This is a genomic window from Pontibacter chitinilyticus (assembly GCF_039748935.1).
In the GTDB taxonomy this organism is placed as follows: domain Bacteria; phylum Bacteroidota; class Bacteroidia; order Cytophagales; family Hymenobacteraceae; genus Pontibacter; species Pontibacter chitinilyticus.
This window is the reverse complement of the sequence record NZ_JBDIZJ010000004.1, coordinates 78132-99761: the sequence shown is the minus strand read 5'-3', so window position 1 is coordinate 99761 and position 21630 is coordinate 78132. Positions and strand designations below refer to the sequence as shown.

General features: G+C 51.5%; 22 protein-coding genes and 1 tRNA gene. 7 read left to right on the top strand and 16 right to left on the bottom strand.

Annotated features, from left to right (window positions below; translation table 11 throughout):
* Window positions 1–53 precede the first annotated feature (53 nt).
* From ABDW72_RS08610 to ABDW72_RS08600, 3 genes are read left to right on the top strand one after another with little or no spacing between them, the layout of a single operon-like run.
* Window positions 54–707, top strand: coding sequence for an alpha/beta hydrolase (locus ABDW72_RS08610; protein ID WP_347158136.1), 654 nt, complete (start codon window positions 54–56; stop codon window positions 705–707).
* Window positions 704–955 carry a hypothetical protein gene (locus ABDW72_RS08605; protein ID WP_347158135.1) on the top strand — a complete coding sequence of 84 codons (252 nt, stop codon included), beginning with the start codon at window positions 704–706 and terminating at the stop codon, window positions 953–955. The genes ABDW72_RS08610 and ABDW72_RS08605 overlap by 4 nt, the downstream gene beginning before the upstream one ends.
* Window positions 956–958: 3 nt before the next feature.
* Entirely contained in the window at window positions 959–2098 is a 1140-nt protein-coding gene (locus tag ABDW72_RS08600; RefSeq protein WP_347158134.1) for an NAD(P)/FAD-dependent oxidoreductase, read from the top strand.
* An 82-nt stretch (window positions 2099–2180) separates the two neighbouring features.
* Here ABDW72_RS08600 and ABDW72_RS08595 read toward each other — a convergent pair whose 3' ends face one another.
* The 8 genes from ABDW72_RS08595 to thpR all read right to left on the bottom strand — a co-directional run bounded on the left by ABDW72_RS08595 (window position 2181) and on the right by thpR (window position 11441).
* The gene (locus ABDW72_RS08595; protein WP_347158133.1) at window positions 2181–2396 is read right to left on the bottom strand and encodes a hypothetical protein; all 216 of its coding nucleotides are present in this window, start codon (window positions 2394–2396) and stop codon (window positions 2181–2183) included.
* 486 nt (window positions 2397–2882) lie between these two features.
* A complete protein-coding gene (locus ABDW72_RS08590; protein WP_347158132.1) occupies window positions 2883–4550 on the bottom strand; it encodes a dipeptidyl-peptidase 3 family protein in 1668 nt (555 codons plus the stop codon).
* A gap of 668 nt (window positions 4551–5218) precedes the next feature.
* The gene (locus ABDW72_RS08585) at window positions 5219–6238 is read right to left on the bottom strand and encodes an MBL fold metallo-hydrolase (protein ID WP_347158131.1); all 1020 of its coding nucleotides are present in this window, start codon (window positions 6236–6238) and stop codon (window positions 5219–5221) included.
* A 157-nt stretch (window positions 6239–6395) separates the two neighbouring features.
* Window positions 6396–7061 (bottom strand): hypothetical protein, encoded by a 666-nt coding sequence (locus tag ABDW72_RS08580; protein WP_347158130.1) that lies wholly within the window; start codon window positions 7059–7061, stop codon window positions 6396–6398.
* Window positions 7062–7164: 103 nt separating this feature from the next.
* Complete coding sequence (locus ABDW72_RS08575; protein WP_347158129.1) at window positions 7165–9003, bottom strand: M61 family metallopeptidase; 1839 nt, start codon at window positions 9001–9003, stop codon at window positions 7165–7167.
* 648 nt (window positions 9004–9651) lie between these two features.
* Window positions 9652–10308 carry a class I SAM-dependent methyltransferase gene (locus ABDW72_RS08570; RefSeq protein ID WP_347158128.1) on the bottom strand — a complete coding sequence of 219 codons (657 nt, stop codon included), beginning with the start codon at window positions 10306–10308 and terminating at the stop codon, window positions 9652–9654.
* A gap of 34 nt (window positions 10309–10342) precedes the next feature.
* Window positions 10343–10834, bottom strand: coding sequence for a CinA family protein (locus ABDW72_RS08565; RefSeq protein ID WP_347158127.1), 492 nt, complete (start codon window positions 10832–10834; stop codon window positions 10343–10345).
* Between the two features lie 61 nt (window positions 10835–10895).
* Window positions 10896–11441: an RNA 2',3'-cyclic phosphodiesterase gene (gene thpR / locus ABDW72_RS08560; protein WP_347158126.1), complete on the bottom strand. Its 546-nt coding sequence runs from the start codon at window positions 11439–11441 to the stop codon at window positions 10896–10898.
* A 76-nt stretch (window positions 11442–11517) separates the two neighbouring features.
* On the opposite strand from thpR, the gene ABDW72_RS08555 reads away from it, so the two are divergent.
* Both ABDW72_RS08555 and ABDW72_RS08550 read left to right on the top strand, forming a co-directional pair.
* Window positions 11518–12237 (top strand): phosphatase PAP2 family protein, encoded by a 720-nt coding sequence (locus tag ABDW72_RS08555; RefSeq protein WP_347158125.1) that lies wholly within the window; start codon window positions 11518–11520, stop codon window positions 12235–12237.
* A 107-nt stretch (window positions 12238–12344) separates the two neighbouring features.
* Window positions 12345–12426: transfer RNA gene (locus ABDW72_RS08550), tRNA-Leu, on the top strand.
* 225 nt (window positions 12427–12651) lie between these two features.
* On the opposite strand, the gene ABDW72_RS08545 is transcribed toward ABDW72_RS08550, so the two are convergent.
* From ABDW72_RS08545 to ABDW72_RS08535, 3 genes are read right to left on the bottom strand one after another with little or no spacing between them, the layout of a single operon-like run.
* Window positions 12652–14289 (bottom strand): phospholipid carrier-dependent glycosyltransferase, encoded by a 1638-nt coding sequence (locus ABDW72_RS08545; protein WP_347158124.1) that lies wholly within the window; start codon window positions 14287–14289, stop codon window positions 12652–12654.
* Window positions 14273–14953, bottom strand: coding sequence for a lipid-A-disaccharide synthase N-terminal domain-containing protein (locus ABDW72_RS08540; protein ID WP_347158123.1), 681 nt, complete (start codon window positions 14951–14953; stop codon window positions 14273–14275). The genes ABDW72_RS08545 and ABDW72_RS08540 overlap by 17 nt, the downstream gene beginning before the upstream one ends.
* Window positions 14940–15686, bottom strand: a complete 747-nt coding sequence (locus tag ABDW72_RS08535; protein ID WP_347158122.1) for a glycosyltransferase — start codon at window positions 15684–15686, stop codon at window positions 14940–14942. The genes ABDW72_RS08540 and ABDW72_RS08535 overlap by 14 nt, the downstream gene beginning before the upstream one ends.
* A 526-nt stretch (window positions 15687–16212) precedes the next feature.
* On the opposite strand from ABDW72_RS08535, the gene ABDW72_RS08530 reads away from it, so the two are divergent.
* On the top strand, window positions 16213–16803 hold the full coding sequence (locus ABDW72_RS08530; protein WP_347158121.1) for a histidine phosphatase family protein: 591 nt from the start codon (window positions 16213–16215) through the stop codon (window positions 16801–16803).
* Between the two features lie 139 nt (window positions 16804–16942).
* On the opposite strand, the gene ABDW72_RS08525 is transcribed toward ABDW72_RS08530, so the two are convergent.
* On the bottom strand, window positions 16943–17476 hold the full coding sequence (locus tag ABDW72_RS08525; protein WP_347158120.1) for a DUF421 domain-containing protein: 534 nt from the start codon (window positions 17474–17476) through the stop codon (window positions 16943–16945).
* Between the two features lie 6 nt (window positions 17477–17482).
* Window positions 17483–18484, bottom strand: a complete 1002-nt coding sequence (locus ABDW72_RS08520) for an ion channel (RefSeq protein ID WP_347158119.1) — start codon at window positions 18482–18484, stop codon at window positions 17483–17485.
* Window positions 18485–18729: 245 nt separating this feature from the next.
* Here ABDW72_RS08520 and ABDW72_RS08515 point away from each other — a divergent pair, with 245 nt between their 5' ends.
* Complete coding sequence (locus ABDW72_RS08515) at window positions 18730–20013, top strand: DUF389 domain-containing protein (RefSeq protein WP_347158118.1); 1284 nt, start codon at window positions 18730–18732, stop codon at window positions 20011–20013.
* Here the strand turns inward: ABDW72_RS08515 and ABDW72_RS08510 are convergent.
* The 3 genes from ABDW72_RS08510 to ABDW72_RS08500 all read right to left on the bottom strand — a co-directional run bounded on the left by ABDW72_RS08510 (window position 20005) and on the right by ABDW72_RS08500 (window position 21572).
* Window positions 20005–20436, bottom strand: a complete 432-nt coding sequence (locus tag ABDW72_RS08510) for an RDD family protein (RefSeq protein WP_347158117.1) — start codon at window positions 20434–20436, stop codon at window positions 20005–20007. The genes ABDW72_RS08515 and ABDW72_RS08510 overlap by 9 nt on opposite strands.
* Window positions 20437–20508: 72 nt before the next feature.
* Window positions 20509–21006, bottom strand: coding sequence for a methylated-DNA--[protein]-cysteine S-methyltransferase (locus ABDW72_RS08505; RefSeq protein WP_347158116.1), 498 nt, complete (start codon window positions 21004–21006; stop codon window positions 20509–20511).
* 113 nt (window positions 21007–21119) lie between these two features.
* Window positions 21120–21572 (bottom strand): RDD family protein, encoded by a 453-nt coding sequence (locus tag ABDW72_RS08500; RefSeq protein ID WP_347158115.1) that lies wholly within the window; start codon window positions 21570–21572, stop codon window positions 21120–21122.
* Between the last annotated feature and the right edge of the window lie 58 nt (window positions 21573–21630).

The following is a 21630-nucleotide window of genomic DNA, read 5'->3' as shown; positions in this document are numbered from 1 at the left end:
CTTCTGCAACTTAGTTTTGTCTGATGCTGGTAGTAGCTGCGTATAGGCTACCTATGAGCAAAGTATACTTTATCAGTGGCCTAGGTGCTGACTGGCGCATGTTCCAGTTTCTGAAACTGCCCGACCATTTGCCCAAACAATATGTAGAATGGATAGCGCCACGCCACCTAAACGAACCGCTGCCCGCCTACGTGCAACGCCTGCAGGCGCAGATCACCGACCCGGCGCCCATACTGGTTGGTTTATCCTTCGGCGGCGTGGTAGCGATTGAACTAGCAAAGATTCTGCAGCCGCGCAAGCTTATCCTGATCTCCAGCCTGGCTACCCGCTATGCTTTGCCTGCCTATTACCGGGCCCTAGGCCAAACAAAGTTACACCGTTGGCTGCCGTTCCGACTGATGCAGGCTGGCTATCCGCTGGCTCCTACATTGTTTGGTGCGCACACCAAAGCGGAGAAAAAGCTGTTGAAAGAAGTCATTCTGGATATGGACGAGAAGTTTCTGCGCTGGTCAGTGGGGCAGTTGCTGGCGTGGCCGCAGCAATTTGTGCCACCGGGACTGGTACAGATCCACGGCACCGCCGACCACCTATTGCCGCTGCACGACCGGCCGGACATCATTAAAGTGGCGGGAGGCGAACATTTGATGGTGATGCACCGCGCCGGGGAAATAAGTGCTATCTTGACTAAAATTTTAGCAGACTTATGAGTAAAAGCTTATACCTTATCACTACCGCTGATGGCCGGCAGGTAGACCTTACGCATGCCGTGATTCTGAAAAGCAATAACCTGTACCCGTTCGGGCAGCATAACTACGCCATCTACCAGACGCCAGAAGGCATTTTTGCAAAAGGCCTGAACCGCGGCGAACGCGAGATCATGCTCACGCACTTTGAGCTGCTGGACGAGGCGACAGCCCTCACGTATACGCATCCTTATATCCGCGAAGACGAATAGCTTATGCACCTGAGCTTCTGGGAACGCGATACCTACTTCAGCAACATCGACGTGCTGGTAATTGGCAGCGGCATTGTAGGGCTAAATGCAGCGCTGCACCTGAAAACAAAGCAGCCGCAGCTAAAGGTAATGGTAGCGGAACGGGGATTGCTGCCCACCGGCGGCAGCTCCAAAAATGCCGGTTTCGCCTGCTTCGGCAGCCCTTCTGAATTACTGGAAGACCTGGCACACCATTCTGAAGAGGCCGTATTTAGCTTGGTAGAGCGCCGCTGGAAAGGCTTGCAACGCCTGCGCAAGAACCTGGGCGACGCCACCATCGACTATCATCGCTGGGGCGGTTACGAACTTTTTGAACCACACCAGGAGCCGCTTTATGATGCCTGTATGGAGCGCCTGCCTTACCTGAACAAGCACCTGCAGGCCATTGTGGGCGAAACAGAAGTATACCGCCGCGCCGATGACCAGATCAGTCCGTTTGGCTTTAAGGGAGTACGCCACCTGTTGCAGAGCACTGCAGAAGGACAGGTGGACACCGGCAAAATGATTCTGGCCCTAACGCAGAAAGCGCAGCAGGCAGGCGTGCTGGTGCTCAACGGCTTGGAAGTGCTGGACCTGCAGGAAGAAAGCCAGGGCATAAGCGCAACTACCGCACAAGGTCTAACGATACAAGCCCGGACAGCGTTGGTAGCAACCAATGGCTTTGCGCAAAAGCTACTGCCACAGCTAGCAGTTGTGCCGGCACGGGCGCAAGTGCTCATTACCAAACCTATTTCGGCACTTAAGTTTAAAGGTACTTTTCATTATGATAAGGGCTTTTACTATTTCCGGAACATTGGCAACAGGGTGCTATTCGGGGGCGGCCGCAACCTGGATTTCGCTGCAGAAAGCACGCCGGAACTTGGCCTGACAGAACTGGTACAGCAGAAGTTGGAAGAACTGCTCCGCACCGTTATACTTCCGGATACGCATTTTGAAGTAGAGCACCGCTGGAGCGGTATTATGGGAATGGGGGCGGCCAAAACTACGCTGGTGCAGCCGGTTTCAGCACATATCAGCTGTGCCGTACGCCTTAGCGGCATGGGCGTGGCTATTGGTTCGCTGGTGGGAGAGGAGGGAGCAGAACTGGTGCTGCAGCAACTATAGCTACTGCCCAGCTACGTATAAATCGCAACAAAAAGGCAGGTATTTAGATAACCTGCCTTTTATATTTCTTTTACAAGATGTGTTAGTAAGCTGCAGATGCCCATGTAGATGTTGGTTGGTTAAAAATAGGTGCGAAACGTTTTACGGCTTCTTTTTCAGCGCAGTAAAAGGTCAGGTACTCCTCTTCACCTAATTCCTCCTGCAAGGCAATATGAAACTTTGCTAGTTCAGGGTACAGGCTGTTGCGTAGCTGCCGCTCCTGCGGATTGTCTCTGTTGAAGTCATAAAAGCTTTTCATAGTTAATTCGCTTCTTGGTTAAAATGTTGATTAATAATAGGTTCTGGAATTAAACATACTCTTAATAAAAGCATAATGTTGTTAACATTTTTGCATGCATCCTAATACTGTATCTCGTCTGGCGCTATAACCTCAAAATATAGCAACCTACACCCGGCTAATCTCCATTGTTCCCTAATAAACTTACTCTCAAAATTTTTTTAGCTTATTTCTGGCAGCTTTGAAGAATTTCTAACTCGCTGATAGCTTCATCTTTATACCTGCTTTGTTGTGCTTAACAACTTGCCTGTCAGTGGGCAAGCACGTTGTGTCAGTTGTTGAAGGTTTGAAGAAGACAACTGTTGGTTGCTGTTTATACTTACGTACAATCCGTTGTAGCTAAACCGGTCCGACTGTTTCCGGGATTGATGCGGTGAGGTGCCATGTAAAAGCCCCGGCTGGTTGGGCCGGGGCTTTAGAAATAAGGCTTTTATTATCGTGAGGATGTTACTTTAAGCCAAGCACATCAGCTCCCTGCTCAAATACGATATCAACCGGAATGTTCTTTTCAGACAAGCGGTCCAGGTCTGATTGCAGCTGCGGACTGATCGTGCCTTTCTCAGCCACGAGCTTGCCCACTCCTGCATAATCGCCGTTGCCCTGCAGCGTCAGGATCGTTTCAGAGAGCTTGTTCATGGCTTCACGCATTTTCTGGTAGTTCACGCGGTACTTGCCGGTTTTATCGTCCCGCTCAAACGCACCCTGCTCTTTAAAGAAGTTAAAACGCACCATGTTGGCCTGGCCATGTGCATCGGCAGCGCCAAAGCGTACTGAACGGAAAATGCCCGCCAGAAAAGTGGTATAATAGTCTTCCAGGTCGCCTTCCAGTTCTCCCTTCTCTTTCAGCTGCGTGATCATGTAAAGGCCCAGGATATCGGCTTTGCCTTCTTCCAGCGCTGAGGCATACTCTTTTAACGCCTCGCGAACTGTGCCTTTGTTATTGATGGTGTTTTTGATTCCCAGTCCGTGCGCCACTTCATGAAACATGGTGTTCGCAAAAAAAGCATCAAAGGTCACGTGCTGCTGCTGGTCCTCCACGATCAGTTCGTCTGCAATAGGCTCCATGATTTTGTCGAATTTGGCGCGCATTGCATTCTTTAACTGCAGGCGACGGGTGCCTTTCTTCAGTTGCACCTCCTCATCATTGGGCAGGTTTATCGCGATGGTCTTGCCGCCTGCATTGGCTGCCCCGGCGTAGTATACTACATCATAGGCATTCAGGTCTGCATCAGAACCAGGCGTCTCTTTTTTATACTTCGCCTCTATAGGTAAGCCGCGCTGTAACTCCGGCAGGAAAGCAGCAAAACGAGCCAGCCGCTGGCTCCAGTCCATGTCTTTTACCAGCACATATCCTTCATGCGACGCTTTATAGCCGAAAAGCTGGTCTTCGTACGTTTCTATAGGGCCGATCACAAGGTCCAGGCGGTTGTTCTTCATGTCCATCCAGGCCAGGTCGCTGGGCTGGTAGTTGTCCGTTAGCAGCGCTTCGGCGCGCAGGTTCAGGTACTTCTTCAAGCCGGCGTCCTCGGCCAGATTCGCAGCTTGTTTCAGCAGGTCGGCTGCGCGTTGCACATCGTTTTTGAATTGCACATGGTAAGGCACGGTGATCAATTTACCCTGGGCATCGCGGCGCACAAATGTGTACTGGCTTTTCTTATCCGCCAGGTTGGCCTGCTCAAACTCCTCCTTCGTCATGTTCTCGGGGTAAAAGTTGGCAGCGGCAGGCTTGGGTCCTACTCCTTCGATAAAAGGTTCGTTATCGTTCAGGCGATCCCAGGGGCCGTAGTTGAGCTGCACAAACTTTTTAGCGGCTTCACTGTCGAGCACTGCCAGCAGCGAGTCACTTTTGCCATACGCCTCATACCAGTAGAGCTTGTTCATGATGTCGGAAGCCTGGATAAGGAGCGGCAGCATCTGCTTTTCTTTGTCGCTCAGCTTGCTCATGTCGGTCGTCAGGCGCACACTGGTATACATATCCAGCTTCTGCTGAATGCTATCGTCGGCTTGTACGGCCGTAGCGGCGCTGCTGCTATTTGAATCTTCGGTGGTCTTGCTGGTACAGCTAAAAGCCGCTGCTGCCAGCGCTGAAGCAACGAGTATGTGGCGTGGTTTCATTGTAATTTAAGTGGGTTAGTTTAAGGGATGAAGGTAAGGATTTTTGAGGTGAGGGCAAAGCAGGAGGGAGTAAGGCGATTGCCGGAGCAGTAGTAATTTGTTGTAAAAGAATGCTTTTATACTTGCAGTTCTTTATGCGCTTTTAAATAGTATAGTTTATACTTGGTTGCCCCCCTGCTGGGTGCCCAGTTTTATATTCTGGCTATACTTGGTAGCTGCTGCTTTATACTTTGGCTAGCTGCCTTTCATCCTGTAGAATAACAAGCGGATAGTTTCATCTTTGGCTTTGGCGCGCTCTAAGCCCGCGCGGGCACGTCCTGGGGGTGCAGGGGCCCCCGACAAGGGCACCGCGCTGCTTTCGTTCCCTGCCCTCGTGTCTTGGGCTGCCTCGCTAAAAGCTCGGCACCGGAAACTCTCGAGGCGCTCCACCCAAGGACTGGAATCTTTCTACTAGCTCAAGCTTATACTTATGCTAAAGTATAAATAAGTATACTAGCGCGAATCTCCCGATACGTGACGTAGAGTGAATGTGAAGTCTCCAACTTTACTGGCCTGCAAGGCCAAAGCAATACCACGAGCCAAGCTTCTGCTGTACTATCTATACTTCTCTAAAAGCCGTAACTACAACGCTTATACTTGAGCCAAAGCAACAACTCACCTTCTACAAGCTAGTAGAGCAGGTTGCGCAGGAGCATGGGCGCGCCAATTGTTGGAAGTTGCAGGCCGCGTAGCATACCGGCAGCGGCAATCTGCTCTAGCAGCCGCACAGGTTCGCTGGCAGGCTCATCCGACAGGTCGAAGGTGCCGTAGTGCATCGGGATGAAGGTGCCGCCCTGCAGCAGGTTATACGCCCGCACGGCTTCATGTGGGTTCACGTGGCTTTTACTCATCATAAAGGCCGGTTTGTAGGCACCCACCGGCATAATGCAAATATCCATCGGGCCGAAGAGCTCCTGAATCGCTTCAAAGTGTCCGTCCATGGCAGTATCGCCGGCAAAGTATAAATTCAGCTCGGGCGTTTTCAGCAGAAAGCTGCCCCAGAGTACTTTGTTCATGTCGGTCAGGCCGCGGCGGTGCCAGTGCGAGGCGGGCAGGTAGTATACTTCTACGTTGCCAGGCACCAGGTCAAAGCGCTGGTACCAGCCGGCTTCCTGGTAGGGCAGCTGCGGGCTGATGCCCCGCAGAATCTCGCCAACCCGTAAAGGACCAAGCGCCTTCAGCTGCGGGTTATGCTCGAAAACAGTTCGAATAGAATCCTTGTCCAGGTGGTCGCGGTGGCCGTGCGACAGGAGCAGGAAATCAATCTGCTGCAGCTGCTCCGGCGGACAGGGCAGTTCCACACGCCGTTTCATCATCGGCAGATCGTATAAAACAGGGTCAGTCAGAAACGTAATGCCATTCAGGCGAATAAAGAAGCTGGCATGTCCCAGCCAGACAACCATATCGTCCTTCTCCTGTATAAAATCACAGCCGTGTTTCACCGGCGGGGTATAGTCATCCTGCTTTTTTTCCTGCGCCTGCGGGTTGCTGCGCAACTTCCAGCGCAGCACATTACTAAAATCCGGATTATATACTTCCTCCCCATTGGCGAAGCGGCCATTTACAAGTTTGTTGCCGCGGTAACCGGGCTTAACAGTTTCAAGTCGTTCGTTTTTGATGTGGCGTATGTTCTTGTTCTCCTGTGGCAAAGTCTGTTCTTTTTTCGGGTCTTAGTTGTTTAACACCTTAACGTGGTTTTAGGTTAGCCTAGTGCTGCGCTGCAGCAAAAATAACGAGGGAAGCGAAACATAAAAAAAGCTTCTCCTGGTAAAAAGAGAAGCTTTATACTTGCTGAAAGCGGCGACTTTAATAGCCGAAGCTGCCAGGACCGAAGCTATTGTAGCCCGGGTTATAATACGGACTGGCAAAAGGCGAAGCACCATCCGTATAGCGGATGCCGCCCGTTACCGAAAAGTTCTCAGTTACCTTGTAAGTTGCTTTAAAATCGGCACCCATACGGCCGGGGCTGTAAAGATTAAATGCGCTGCTTTGCGGCATGTTCGAAAAGTCACGCCAGATATTACCGCTCAGAATAAGGCGGTTGCTGGCCAGGTAATCTACCCCGGCACTCATAATATAGTGGCTGCCGCCAGTGTTGCGGTATACTAACGTGTTGCCCTCCGCGGAGTTAAGTGATCTGCTGTAGGGCATCACATTGATGTAGGCCATGCTGGCATTTACCCTGAAGCGGTTACTTACCTGGTAGCGTACTGATGGCTGCAGGTAGGTAGCGCCTCCAAATCCGTTGCTAAAGCTGGCCCCAGCCGAAAGGCCGTAGCTCAGTTTTGGTCCTTCCCAGGCTGGCTTCGGCTTTACAGCTTCTATCGTAGCGGCAGGGGCAAGTACACTTGCAGATGTTGCTGTGGAAGCGGGCACAGGCGTAGCATCCAGTACAGGTTTGCCCGACTGCGCCATAGCGGTGCCGGAGCAAAGCAGGCAAGCGGCGAGGAGCGTTCTAAATATATTTTTCACGTGAGGAGGCTGAAGTATAAATCCTTATACTAAGTTACGGCTATAGTTGTTTAAAAGCAAGTATAGCCGTAACGGTAAAAGTATAGCTGTATTGTTATGTTGGCTATATTGCCTTGGAACCAAGCCAAGCCTGGCGGTACTGCTGCATTTCGGGCGTCAGTTCTTTGCCGATGGTTTCGTAGGGAACGACCTCCAGTGTTGGCACCTCCTGCAGCGTTATAGTAACGGTGCGGGGCTGGCCGAGCCTTTCAAAAGTGAGAGAAACATTGTCGCCCGGTTTGTGCTTGTCCAGCACTTTATGCAGATCTTTTTCGGAACGCAGCTTACGGCCGTCCAGCACCTTAATGATGTCGGTTCTGTCGAGGCCTGCTTTGTAAAGGGCGGAGGTTACCAGTGTGCCCGTTGTAATAGTTGCCCCGTTCTTGCTGAACTCCAGCTCGGATGCGTTCAGGCCCAGGTAAGGCGTTCCGGGTTTGGCTTTGCGGAGCTCTAAGCCTGCTTTGGCCAGCAGTGGCTCGTAAGCCGGCAGTTGTGTGCCATTGATGGTGTTTTGGAAAAAGGAACGGGCGAAAGCCTGGTCACCGGTTACTTCGACCAATGTCTCCTCCAGATCGGCCAGCCGGTAGGCTTTTTCTGTTTTGCCATACTTGCGCCACAGCGCTTGCATGTAGTCGTCGAGGGTTTTGTGGTACTGCTGGCGCAGCGTCATGTCGAGGGCCAGGCCTGTGATGCTGCCATAGATGTAGTAGGAGATAAAGGTATTCTGCCGGTTAACTTCGTCCACGGAGCGGGCGGCATCTACAAACGGTGCCTGCTGGCTCATCTCCACTAAAGTATGATACTGCCGCCCCGGCGAGAGCAACACATAGTTCAGGTCGCCGGCTAAGTTATCAGCGTATGCTTTGGTGTCGAAGAGGCCAGTGCGGGCCATCATCAGGTCACCGTAATAATTGGTAAAGCCCTCGGCCAGCCACAGCGACTCCGACATGTTAGCTTCCTGAAAGCCGAAAGGCTCCAGTGTTTTGGGGCGGATGCGTTCCACGTTCCAGGAGTGGAAGTACTCATGCGCCACCGTATTCAGCAGGGCATCCCTATACTTGTCCAGCGGGCGCGAACTCGGAATCATCGTAGAGTTGCGGTGCTCCATGCCATCACTCACCGCCTGCGGCATATAGCAGGCAATAAACGTGTAGCGGCCAAAGTCATAGTCCGGCAGCTGACCGAATACAGCCTTCTCTTGCTGCACGATCTTTTTCACTTGCGCTACATAATCGTCGAACAATGCTTTGGAGCCCTGGTGATGCATGGCTACCTGTATGGTCTTGGTTTTGCCTTGATCCTGCACCGTCCACTCAGCCAGGTCAAAATCGCTGATCTCGGTGGGACTGTCCATCAGGTACTGAAAGTTAGGTGCGTAGTAGGTGTTGCCCTGCTCCGGTTTCAGTTGGGTGGCCACTTTCCAGTTTTTGCCTTGTGGGATGTTGAAGGTCACATAAGCTGGAGCCGCCTCAAAGCCTTTGGCATACATAAGGGTAGCCGGCATGTTGAGGTGCGCGTGTGTTTCGTCGATTCCGGCATACGTTCCATCGGCATGGTCGCCGAACAGCGTATAACTCAGCTTTACGGTGCCGTGGTGCCCAATTACATCCCACTCGTTGGTGGTAGGGCGATACACGGGCAATTCATGGCCCTGTGCATCCGTAACCTTCACGTGGTACACGTTTTTGGCAAACTCATGGATGGCGTAGCGGCCGGGAGAGGTGCGCGGCATCAGCACTTTAAGCGTGTCGGTTGGTACGTTATCGAACGTAACCTGCACCTCCGCCTCGTGGTGCACATAATTTGGAAATGCCAGCTGGTATTGTACTTTTCGCTGGGCGAGCACCGGCTGCGCCACCAGCCCGAACGCAAGCGCCAGCAGGCTATAAACAGTATTGTTCATGCAGATAGGGTAGATGTTTGCACTTTAACATCTAAATATAGGGATTGCAACGCTGGAGAGCAAAACAGAGCACGTATAAGTTGCGAATGCTGTGCCGCAGTGCCGGTTCCAACCACTCCTGCTCTTCCTTGCATACGGAAAGGAGTCGGCTATAGGAGAAAGAGAAGTATACGAGCTATACTATACGCTTTGCTTCTTAGTGCTGCTTTGGCCTTGCAGGCCAGTAAAGTCAGAGACTTCCTTTTCATCTCAAGTCACTGATCTGGATATTTGTGCCAGCATTCTTATCAGTACACTTATTTATACTTGAGCATAAGTATAAGCTTGAGCTATTTGAAAGGATTCCAGTCTTTGGGTGGAGCGCCTCGAGAGTTTCCGGTGCCCGCAGGGCAGCGCGCCAGCGCAGGTACACGCCACCGTGCAATGCCCTTGTCGGGGGCCCCTGCACCCCAGAACGTGCCCTCGCGGGCTTAGAGCGCACCAAAGCTAAAGATGCAACAAGACAAGTATAAAACTGAGGATGAACGGCTGCTAGCAAGGATAGGCCGCCTGCAAAAGTATAAACCTCATCTTCCAAGTATAACTGAAGCTAAACAGCAACTGGCATGTTTAATCGAGCATTCATCACATTATAGCAAAAGAAGCGCACTACTTTTCCTTTACAAATACTTTCCCCTGGATCATGCCACCATAAAACGGCTGATGGTGTACCTCCTGCAACTGAAGGGCGTGAAAGTGCTGTCCGTAGTCCGGCAGCTTTCTGGCTTTGACGCCGCTCAGCATACCAAAGAACGCATACATCCCGAAAATCAGCACCCGCTGCCACCAGGGTGGCGATTGTTGCACAGGCCAGAAATCAGCAAACAGCCAGACGCCGCCGGGTTGCAGATGAGCCTCCAGCACCTGCATCAGTTGGCGCAGGCGTAGCGGCGGGAAAAGGTCCAGCAGGAACGGCGTGAAAACAACCTCAAAGCGCTCATGCGGCAGCAGGCTTTGCTCCGTGCCCAGGCGGAATGTAACCGTGCTGCTGTGTGGCAGCGGGTATTGATGATACCGCTTTTTTGCCAGCTGCAGCATGGCCGGAGCAGCATCTACATATAAAATGGAAAGCTGCTTTGGGGTGTGCAGGAGCTGCTCCAGCAGCCAGCCACTGCCCCCGCCAATAACCAGCACCCGGGCAGAAGCAGGCACATAGGGCAGCAACGCCAATTGTGCCTGCTCCTGCGCAGAGCCATACACCAGCCGGGCCAGGCGGTCGTAAAAAAACGCTACACGATCAAAACCGCTGTCAGGTAAGTGGGGCAAAGTATAAACTTAAGTGGTGCGGCAAAGATACGTGTTAGCGGCTGTAATGCTGGTCCAGCACCCCGCGAAGTTTCTGGTACACATATTCTGTTACCTGCTTGCGCAGGCTTTCAGAATTGCCGGTAAACACCTCGCGGAATTCCTCAGCTTTTCCATCATACAATATCGAAACAAACATGGTGCCCACCGGCTTTTCTGGTGTTTCGGAGCCGCCCTCCCCCGCAAGACCAGTGGTAGCAACGTTGATTTTGGCGTTAAGCGATTTCTTCAGGCCCATCACCATTTCATTTGTTACCTGCTGCGATTCGGCTGTATAAAGGTCCAGTGTTTCCTGTTTTACGCCAAGCAGCTTTTTCTTGGCTTCCGGCTGATACACCACAATACTCCCTAATAATACATCGTTGCTGCCTTTAGCTTTTACAAATTCTGAGGCAAGCATGCCCGCAGTACAGCTCTCGGCAAAGGCAAGCGTAAGCCCCTTGTCCCGCAGGTCGATGACGAGCTGGTTAAGTTCACTCTGATTCATAGTATGCTGTTTGATAACGGGTGCGTCGGGAGCCTTTTTACTGAATATCGCGTTCTGAAGTTTAGCTAAAAGCATAAGATTGTAGCACTGAATACACCGGGTGAGGCGAGGCAAGCTCCGACTTCCATAGCCCGACGGCCGTAACGGACAGCTCTACAGGTGCATCTGGGTACACCGGCGGCAGTGCCAGAGGCTTGAGTGTATCTTTACGGAAGCGGGCCATTGTGATGTGCGGGATAGCTTTTTGCTGCTTTACGGGTTCTGGTGCCAGCGCTTCGGCTAACTGGTGGCTCAGCAGTTCAAAAGCCTCATTGCGCTGAAAGCGGGCCCACACCAGGCGGGGTGCTTTGGAATTTGGCCCCGTTTCCAGACAATTGAGCGTTAAGGTAAAGGGCCGTTGTTGCTGCACTACCTGGCCTATGTGTTCCTGTATGCTGGGCAACTGCGCCAGCGGCACATTCCCGATAAAGTAGAGGGTCAGGTGAAGATTCTGCTCCGGCATAAACCGGATATTTGGGTGCTGAAAAGATTGCTGCAATGCCAGGAGCTGAGCTTTCACAGCGGGTGGTATCATGGCTGCTGCAAACAACCTAATGCTGTCTTTCATAGTTGTAGTAGTTAGTTTATACAGGAGCGCGTGTCAGCAAATGCGCTGGGAATAATGTTAAACGGATTTAAGAGAGATGATTCGCAATTTTCATAAAAAATTAGCGGCTGAGTTCGCCCTCTTTACAGTAGAGCTGCTTTTTGTGCTGGGGCTGTTCCTGGCCTGTATCATTGGCTTTTTATACATCGGGGTCGAGATACTTCAGGGAGATCAACTGCCTATAGACGCAGAAGCGTTTGCGTTAGCCCGAAGCATGGGCAGCCCCGCCATGAACAACTTTATCGAAGGAGTTACTTTCTTTGCTTCGCAGCAGTTTATCACACCGGCGGCCTTGCTGCTGATCGCCTACTTCTTGTTCATCCGCAAGCACCGGTGGCATTCGTTGCGGGTGCCGGTGGTGGCACTGGGCAGCATCAGCCTCAACCTGGTGCTGAAGCAGTTCTTCGACAGGCCAAGGCCCTTGAGCCCTTTGGTACACGCATCCGGATTGAGTTTTCCGAGCGGGCATTCTATGATCGCGGCTTCCTTTTATGGTTTGATCATTTACCTGGTCTGGAAAAATGTAAAGCCGCCGTTGCTGCGCTATGGATTAGTGGTGCTGCTGGCAATTTTTATTTTGCTGATCGGGTTCAGCCGCATTTACTTGCGGGTACATTATGCTACCGACGTGCTGGCGGGCTTTTCGGCTGGCTTTCTGTGGGTTATCGTTGGCCTTTGGGCGCTACGCCGGCTCGAAAAGTTTTCGAAGAAAGAAATTACACCCGTGCTGCAGGAGGAAACAGATAAAAATGCGTAAAATTTTTCAGGCAGGTATTGCAGTTTAAAATTCATCTGCTACCTTTGCAATCCCAACAAACAACACGGGTTAAGGGTTTTTGGGACAATACTAAGTAAGTACGTTTCGCGCACGTGGCGAAACTGGTAGACGTGCAGGTCTCAGAAGCCTGTGCCTTCGGGTGTGGGAGTTCGAATCTCCCCGTGCGCACTACTTGAGTACAAAGAGCCAGTCTTCGGACTGGCTCTTTTGCTTTATACACTGCCTGAACCGACATTCAGGAACACACCTCCTTTACCTCCATACTTATACTTTCCATACTTGGCGCAGCATACGCTTGCAGTACTACTCGCATGCTGGTATTGCAGGAGAAGGAATGGCAATGGGTATAAAGCAAAGCGCCGGTTCAGCTAGACCGGCGCTTTGCTTTATACTTTAATAGTAGATGACCCATTTACCTACCTGTTGCTGGTGCTTAAAGTAGGCTTTTATCCAGACGCTTTTATCCGGCAGGTCTCCTTTTACAAGCAGGGCAGTATTTTGTTGTAACAGTTGTTTCAGCCGCGCAACATCTTCCGGCCTGTCCAGTTCCAACAGGTTCTGTCGCCACGCATCGCTGCTTTCAAATTGCGTTTCACGGTCCAGGTTGTGGTCTTCGTCATGTATGGTGATGATGTTATGCCTTCGTTCAAAGGCCAGCGAGGGTAGCAGTTTATCATACACGATTACTTGTTTGCCGCGCAAGGGCTGCTGCTGCAAGGCGCTGGCAATATGAGCGCTGCTGTTGATTAGGCCGGGGTTAGCGCCCATTACGTGGGTGGAGTAAGGTATGAGCAGTAGGCAAAACACCAGGGCGCCTCCCAAAAGCTGCCATAGTTTGTCTTGCTCTGATCGCCAGAGCAGCCATAGCCCTACCAGCATAGCTACTGGAAAAATAAGCGCCCACATCGGCACAGCCACTCCTACCGGGAGCAGGGGGCCTGCTGCCAACGCAATAGCCAATACAGCCAGGTACAGGAAGGAACCCGCCACTGCCTTGCGTAACGACGGTTCAGGTAATGCCTGCAGCAGCCAGGCAGTGAGCAGGGCTTGCCCGGCAAACAGCGGCAGAATGTAGAGCACGAGCTTGGAACTGGAAAAGGAAAAGAATAGCAGCGGTACCACAATCCAGAGGAGAAACAGGCGCTTTTGTTCACGGGGTAGTGTCCGAAGCTTTTTCAGGTTGCCAAGCAGGATGGCCGCCCAAGGCAAACTCAGCGCGGGAGCCAGCACCAGGTAAAACCACCAGGGCTTAGCGCGGCCAAACGTCTCGGGATTGGCGTAGCGCTCCACCGTATGTTTAAAGATGAAGTATTGAATAAAACGCGGGTCATACTGCATCAGGTACAAATACCAGGAGAGGCCCAGAACTAAGAACAGCAGCAACGCCAACAGATGGTGCCCCCACCTAACAGGGTGTTGAATGGGAAAATCAATAGCAGGTCTGTAGCCGATAACTAACAGTAGCGGGAAGATAAGGCCTACCGGTCCTTTGGTTAAAAAGGCAAGAGCCATAGCAATGTAAAACAAGTATAACCATGCTGGTTGGCGTTGCCATTTATACTTTACCCAACCGTAAATGGCGAGTAGCTCGAAGGTAGTCAGGAAGGAATCGGTGGTGAGGTTACGGCTCGATAGCAGCACAACGGGCATCGTGATAAAAACGATCATCGCCATGAGCGCTGTACGGTTGTTCCGGAACAGCTGCTGCCCGAGCAGGTATACCAGCCAAGCCTGCGCTATCAGCGACAGTTGCATGAAAAAGCGGGCGCCAAATTCGTTCACGCCGAAAATGCCCATGCCCCACGCCGAAATAATGTAAGTAGCCGGTGGTTTGTGGTAGTGCAGGATGCCCAGCAGGCGCGGGTGCAGCCAGTCGCCGGAAGCCAGCATTTCACGGCTGATCTCGGCATAGCGTGCCTCGCTTGTTTCAATTACGCCCCAACCGCCCAGGTTATAGAGCAGGGTGGCTAGTAGCGCCAGCAAAAGAAACAGCACCGTGCGGGTGCCGTTCAGGTTAAGGGTTTTCCACATACGTATTCTGCGCTGATGAGGAGGGTTGTTGTGCCGCTTTGTTCTCCCGCATACCAATGATAAAGTTACGGCTATAGGCAACCACTCCAAAGATCTGCCCCAGGAAAAGCACCGGGTCCAGACGAAAGATGGCGTATGAAATGATCATCAGGCTGCCCACCAGGCTAATGATCCAAAAGCCATTTGGAATAACGGACTCCTTAAGGCGCTCCGAATACCACCACTGATACACAAAGCGAAGGGTGAACACCACCTGACCCAAGCCGCCCCAGGCAATCAGCACGCCGGATATTTTGTTATGCTCCAGTATGTAGCTAAAGCTATATTGATCGCTCCATAGCAGCCAGGCAGCCGCCATAAATGGGAACAGCAGAGCGCCCCACCGGATAGGTGCCGGCAGGTCGTCCCACACGTTTTTTAGCTTAATATTGCGGATATAGATGAAGTAGGAGATCGCCTGCCCCCCAATAATTACAAGATCGTTGCGCAGGGCCCCATACACCATCAGCAGGATGGAGGCTACCAGGCTGGTTGTCCAGAAGGAAGCCGGCGAGAGTACTTTGCCAGCCCGCTCCGACGAGATCCACTGGAGCAGAATGCGGGCTGAAAACAACAGCTGCGCCAGCAGGCCAACACCATAAATCAGAAACTCAGATATGTCCATTGGTTACAGGCTGGTTCTCGAAGTGCTCGGCAATACCGTAGTTGATATAGCGTTTGCGCATCCACCGGAAGGCAAACGTATCATTTAACGGACCCCACAGGCGGTTGAACAGGTGGTATTTGGAGTAGCCGGCAAAACGCTCAAAATGCTGCACCGGGATCTGCTTCACTCTGCCCCCCTGCAATTGTACCAGCGCCCCCAGAAAACGGTGCATGCCATCAAAAAACGGAATACGCTTGGCATAAGCCGCATCAATGATTTTGAGCGGGCAGCCAGTATCCAGAATGCCATCGTTGATCATGCGGCGCCGGAACCCATTGGCTATTTTAGACGACATTTTCTTTACAAACGTGTCTTTGCGCTTGGCCCGGATGCCGTTCACCATAGCATACTCCCCCAGGTAGGGAAAAAATAGCAGAAAATCGAGTGGTGAAGTTTGTAGATCGGAGTCGATGTAGCCGATGTGGGTGGTATCAGCAACGTCGATGCCGGCTTTCACAGCCGTGCTCAGGCCATGGTTGCGGTCCAGAGAAATGTAGCTGTAGCCAGGCTTGCTGTGGCAGATCTCCCGAATCTGGGGCAGGCTGTTATCGGTTGAGCCGTCGTTCACAAAAAGTACGTTAGTGGGCACCGGCGACTCCGCCAGAAAAGCGTCCATTGCCTCGCAGAAGCGTGTCAGGCAGCCTTCTTCGTTATAAACAGGAACAATGACCGTCAGAGTAGGAGAGCTCATGAATATACGCTTTCTTAAATTATACTATCTTTCTTAAATCGCAGGGCAAAAGTAAGCTAACATTTCACAGGAAATGCAGTGAAAGCTTTATTTCTTTTAGGCCGCCGCGATCAATCAGACAAACAGGTACAGCAGCAGTTCCGTTCAGTTTCCTGGTGTCACGTCCGGCTGTTCGCTTTACCGGCTGTTCTCTGTAGACTATACTTTATACTTGGGCCTATGCCGCCCCAGAGGGTATAGGTATGACCGGCTGCCGGTAAAAGTAGCTGTCATTCCGCTTTAGGTTATGCGCTTAACAGGCGGAGTGTCTTTTTAGGTGAGCGGCTTGCAAGCTGCTTCCGGACATACAGGTGCATAAGTGGCGTAATAATATAAATCTTGCTATATTGCTCCGCAAGTTGGATTTTGCTTCGCTGTTACATCATACAAATGTTGTCGGCAGCTCATGCTTTTCAGGCAAAGAGCAACTCCTGATGCCTATGCATTACCTGATCGATTTTTCCTAAACTCAACCAACGTCACCTTTATGAAAATACGTTTACTATTACAGCTCTGGCTGCTGCTGCTGATCTTTGGGTTCTCGGCGTGCCGTAGCGCCTCTTCCGATAACAAGGGAGCCATGGCTGTGGCCGATCCGCTGTCTGCAGAGGAACGGAATGCGCAGCCTACTACCATTTTCCTAGTGCGGCATGCCGAGAAGGATATTTCGGACCCCACCAACGATGATCCGGGGCTAACGCCGGCAGGTGAGGCCAGGGCTGAAGCGCTGCGCGCTGAACTCGAAGGACAACAACTGGCGGCGCTCTACGCAACCAAGTATACCCGCACCAGGCAAACGCTGCAACCCCTGGCGGCTGCGCACCAACTTGAGATAACAACGTATGTAGCCTATGATTTTAGCGGTCTTAAAACACGCGTCCTGCAGGACCACAAAGGCAAAACCGTGGTAGTAGCCGGCCACTCCAACACGCTGTTGCCGATCTTAAAAGCATTTGGAGCAAAAACAGACGTGGCCTTTATTTCAGAGCAGCAGTATGATTACCTGTTTAAAGTAACGGTAGCACCCGATGGCACCGCAACCGTAGAAACCGAGCACTACGGGGCAGCCGCCCAATGATTGCCATTGAGGCAAAAGTCAAATAAACGAAGTATAACAGCTGTGCAGGGGCAGCCTGCACAGCTTCATTTTGAAGTTTTATACTTGTTTGGGCCAGATTTACTGCGGCCATACTTGCTACGGTGTAGCTGAGGTAAGCTCAGGTTGCCTGGTTTGGCTGCACGCTTTGCCAGGTGCTAGTGCCGGTCTGCTTCGATTTTTTAATAACAGATAAACTGCCGCTTGTCTCCAATATAATCGCTTCGACTTGGTCCAGGTTGTCCAGCTTTTTTGCTCTGGCAGCTGATAGCATCTCTGCTTTCCGCACGCGCTGTTTCTTCATCTCCTTCTCTAAAAAGCGGCCTTGATAGTATAGCAGAGTAGGTTCACCGGTTACAAACCGTGAGAATTTTTTGGAGCGGGTCTCCAGCCAGCTGATGCTATACTGCAGGCTTATGAGCAGCGCAAAGGTAACCAGCGCCTCTGCCAGCGATACATGCTTTGCTGTAAGGATGCGGCCAAAAGCAGAACCCATGGCTACGGTTACTATAAAGTCGAAGGCATTCATGCTCAGCAGCGTTCGTTTGCCCGACACCCGAAGGAGCAGCACAATACCCCCATACGTAAGCGTGCCGACCACCACAATGCGCAGCAAAGGCTCATATCCATTCCAGAAGAAAGCTATTTTGTCCATGCCTGCTTATGCTTTGATGGGTGGCCAGTACCAGGCGCCATTCTGTACCATGCCATACAGTACCTTTCGCTTGTCTTTCAAAGTATCGAATTTTTGCCTGAAAACGGCTTCCTCTACAGTCGGCACTCCTTTTTTCTGAAGTTTTGAGAGATCCGGTAAGGGAGGCGCCTCATCCGATGGGTTGATAAAAGCACCCTGAAGCGTATCCATAAAACCCTGCGACGAACTTAAAGCGCCTTTGAGTATAGTTTCAGACGGATGATATTTTTCAGGTACGCCATACTTGATGAGGAGCAGCGCTTCCTCCAGAATAGCAAGAGCCATGGCATTCGCCTTTTTTGCAGTGGCGGCGTGGTAGTAGTGCAGAATAGGGTAGGCCATGTGCTGCTCAGACAGGCTGGCAAGCGATGCTGAGAGCGAGTTGAGTTGTAGCTCTATCGCGCCAAAGTCGTTTCCGGTCCATTGGGCGGTTACAAACTCCTCAGGGCTTTTCCCGATGCTGGTTACCTGGCTGGCAAAAGCGCGTTTAGCTACTACGGCGGCGAGCACCTGTAGCACGTAGGTAACAGAAAGCGTTACCATCCCCATGCCCCCAAAAGCTACCAGTGAACTGGCAAGCATCCAACCTTGCGAGGGAGGAACAAAATCGCCGTTTCCTACTGAAAACATCACATAGGTCACATACCAGATGTGACCGATAAAGTCCGGATACGCTTTGGTGGTTGGGTTCTGGATGGAGTGAGGGTCTGCCTGAAAGATCAGTGACCAGCCCAGGATGATCAGGATGATCCAAGAAGACACCGTAAGGATGAGAATAACAGGACCGGAGAGGCTCAGGTAGTGATGGTTCTTTTTCCCGATTATGCCGCGCAGCAGCTTCCAGATACCGGTTGTAAGGCGGCCGGTTATAGGGGCAGAATTTCCATCTACCCAAATGGTTGTCCAGAGTCCTTCTATAAAAGCCCAGGTAGTAATAATGATCCCGCAGATCAGATAAAAGTAGTTCATATAGCGTATCAAAATAAAGCCAGCAACTGGCGCAACAAGGTTGCTGCTAAAGATTTGCCTAAAGCTGCAGCTGCGCAGAAGTTTAGCAGGAAGCTTTTAGTAAAGTGTTTTCCTCATGTATTTACCAGTTCTTACAAGCGAAGGTTACTCACCCCAGTGCGAAGCCATGCTGAAATACCCGAGCATTTGCTGCTGCATGAACATTTAAGGGCTGGGCACCCGTAGAAAGGGTAAACAGCAAAACTATGCGGCAGTTAATTATAAAAGTTTCTAAAGGAAAAGGAAAGGACGTACTAGAGCAAGCGCAGGAGCACCACGGAAAAAACCTGAGTTTACAGGAAGCAGATACAGGAGACCTGGTCATTGTATACCTGAACAACAACGAAGTCAGTAAATTTATTGACAGTATTACGCATTTGGATGCAGTAGAAATTAGCCTTGTGCCCCGGGGAGTGATTACGATGTACCCACCTGCAGGGCAGGCGCCGGAGCAGGTGACGGACGTAACCTATCGCAGCCCGATCGAAATTTTTCTGGGTGGCCTGCAAAGCGTTGGCTCTAAAACAGGGCTGCTCATCTACTCCGTTGCTGGGGCTATACTAGTGTGGATCGGCCTGTATACCGGCACCAGCTTTTTGCTGGTAGCGGCCATGCTGGTAGCCCCGTTTGCTGGTCCGGCCATGAATGCTGCTCTGGCTGCTGCGGCCGGTAAAATGGAACTGCTGAAGCAAAACCTGCTGCGGTACCTGATGGCCATCGGCACGGCTGTTTTTGTTACGTTTCTGCTTTCCTTTATTGTTGGTCAGCAGCATGCCACACCCATGATGGTGACCGTGAGCCAGATCTCACAGGTATCAGTTTTGCTGCCCTTAGTGGCGGGTATAGCGGGTGGCATCAACCTAATTCAGTCGGAGCGGGCGGGGTTGGTATCCGGCGCTGCGGTGGGCATGCTGGTCGCTGCCTCGCTGGCACCCCCAACCGGACTGATCGGTATGGCGCTGAACTTCGGAAACTGGCAGCTGATCCGGAGCGGCATCTTTCTGCTAATTATTCAGTTGGCTGTAATACAGATATCAGCGGCGCTGGTATTCCGGTATATGGGCAAGATAACGATATCAGGCGTGCGCTTTGCTGGCGGAAAGGAATATGTGTTCAGGCTATCGATGTTTGTGTCGGGCCTGCTGGTGGCCGGGCTGTTATACTGGCAATTCTCGAGCCAACCGGGCTTGCAGAAGGCCAGCCTGAACACGCAGATCACAGAGGTAATGCATACGGCACTTAGTGAGATGAAAGATGTGGAAACGATAGAGTTGAACGCCCGCTTTACCCGGGGTACACTGGCCGACCTGAACCCTGTAATCTGCGAGTTATACCTCTATAACAGGAATGATTCGCTTACGGATGAGCAGGTAAAAAAGCGTGTTAGCGAACTCCTGTACAAACGCATCAAAGCAAAAAACTGGAATGCCGATCCGATGTTCGATATCACGGTCCTCGATTACGAGGGAAACAGATCTACTTTACCGTAGTGTTACCTGCGCATGGGCCAGTTTGTCGTGCGGCAGGCGTCGGTAAGGCAGGCTGGCCCCGGTTATGCCACGCACCAGCAGCACCAGCAGCGATAACGGTTTGGTAAAATAGCGGATGCTGGCATTATAAAAGGAAAGGCGCTTTCCCGAATGGCTTGTTACCTGCAGCCCCAGCAGGTGTTTGCCCAGCGTAGCCTGCCCCGCACACGATTCGGTGCCGGCAAAGTATACCCATCCGATCAACACATCCAACAAACGTTCCGGCTTCAGGAGCAAGGCTGTTTCGTCGCTGCTGATGGTATAATATTCGATGATCACTAAAATCAAAAAGAGCAAAAGTACATCTATCAGTAGCGCAATCAGGCGGGTGCCCAGGTCAGATAACGATAGTCCTTTGCTTTTTTCAGAGTATAAAGCCTGCATAAAAGGGTACGAGTATAAGGGAGCTTGCCTATACTTGTATTTTTAAAAGGAAGTTATAAACGGCGTAAAATTTTATGAGAAAAGCGACAGCTGTTGTTTTGGCTGCAGCACGCCTTCGTGCAGCAAGAGCCATTCTTTGCGCCAAAGACCGCCGGCATAGCCCGTCAGGCTGCCATTGCTGCCGATAACCCGATGGCAGGGCACCAGAATGCAAAGCGGGTTTTTACCGTTTGCCGCTCCCACAGCCCTAATAGCTTTTTCGCTGGAAACTGCTCTGGCTACGGCCAGGTAAGAGCGCGTTTTTCCGAAAGGAATTTGTTGCAGATTATCCCACACCTGTTGCTGAAAAGCCGTACCCACTGGTGCCAGTGGTAGGTCAAACTGGTGGCGGGTGCCGCTGAAGTATTCCTCTAATTGATGTATACACTTGTGCAGCAGTGTAGGAAGGTTGGCATCTGCCTGGCCGGGCCGGTCGCAGAAGGTGACAGCCTGTATTGCCTCAGCGGTGCCCGTGATGCGCAGGTACCCAATGGGGGAGTGATGATATGTGATGTAAGTAGCGGCACTCATGTAAGTAAAAGTAGGCGTTTAAGCGCTTTTATGCAATACCTGTTGCCGCATAGATATCGGCTGCTGCTATACTTGTTTTCAAGTGGCTGGTAACACATGCAGCAGCAAGAGCATTAGTGTTTATAGACCAGGGTGCCGGCCAGTTTATCATGCAGTGCCTGCCGGCGCTCAGTATAAGCAGCCATCACGTAGCCCAGCAACAGAATAAGCCCCGACAGCAGTTTTGCAAAAAAGCGCCCGGTAGCGCGCAGGAAGCTGATGCGGTTGCCTGCTTCATCTGTTACAAAAATGCCCATTAGTTGCTTGCCCGGTGTAGCCTGGTAGCGCGAACTCTCGAAACTGGCATAGTATAGCCAGCCCACAATTATATTTACCAATTGCCCATATAACTGGCTGCTATAGTCGTCAGGGGCAGGCATTAGAGGGATGTGGAAGATGGCAAAAAGCAGCAGGGTGCTGACACTGATCAGAAAGCTATCAAGGATCAGGGCAACAAACCGCGTCCAGAAGCCTGCAAAAGGATGAGGGGTTACGGAATTATCCGCATCCTGGAAGGATGAATCCATAAAAAAGCTGGTATAAAGCCCGATGATACAACATCTGGGGCAGAAGTACAATAAAAAA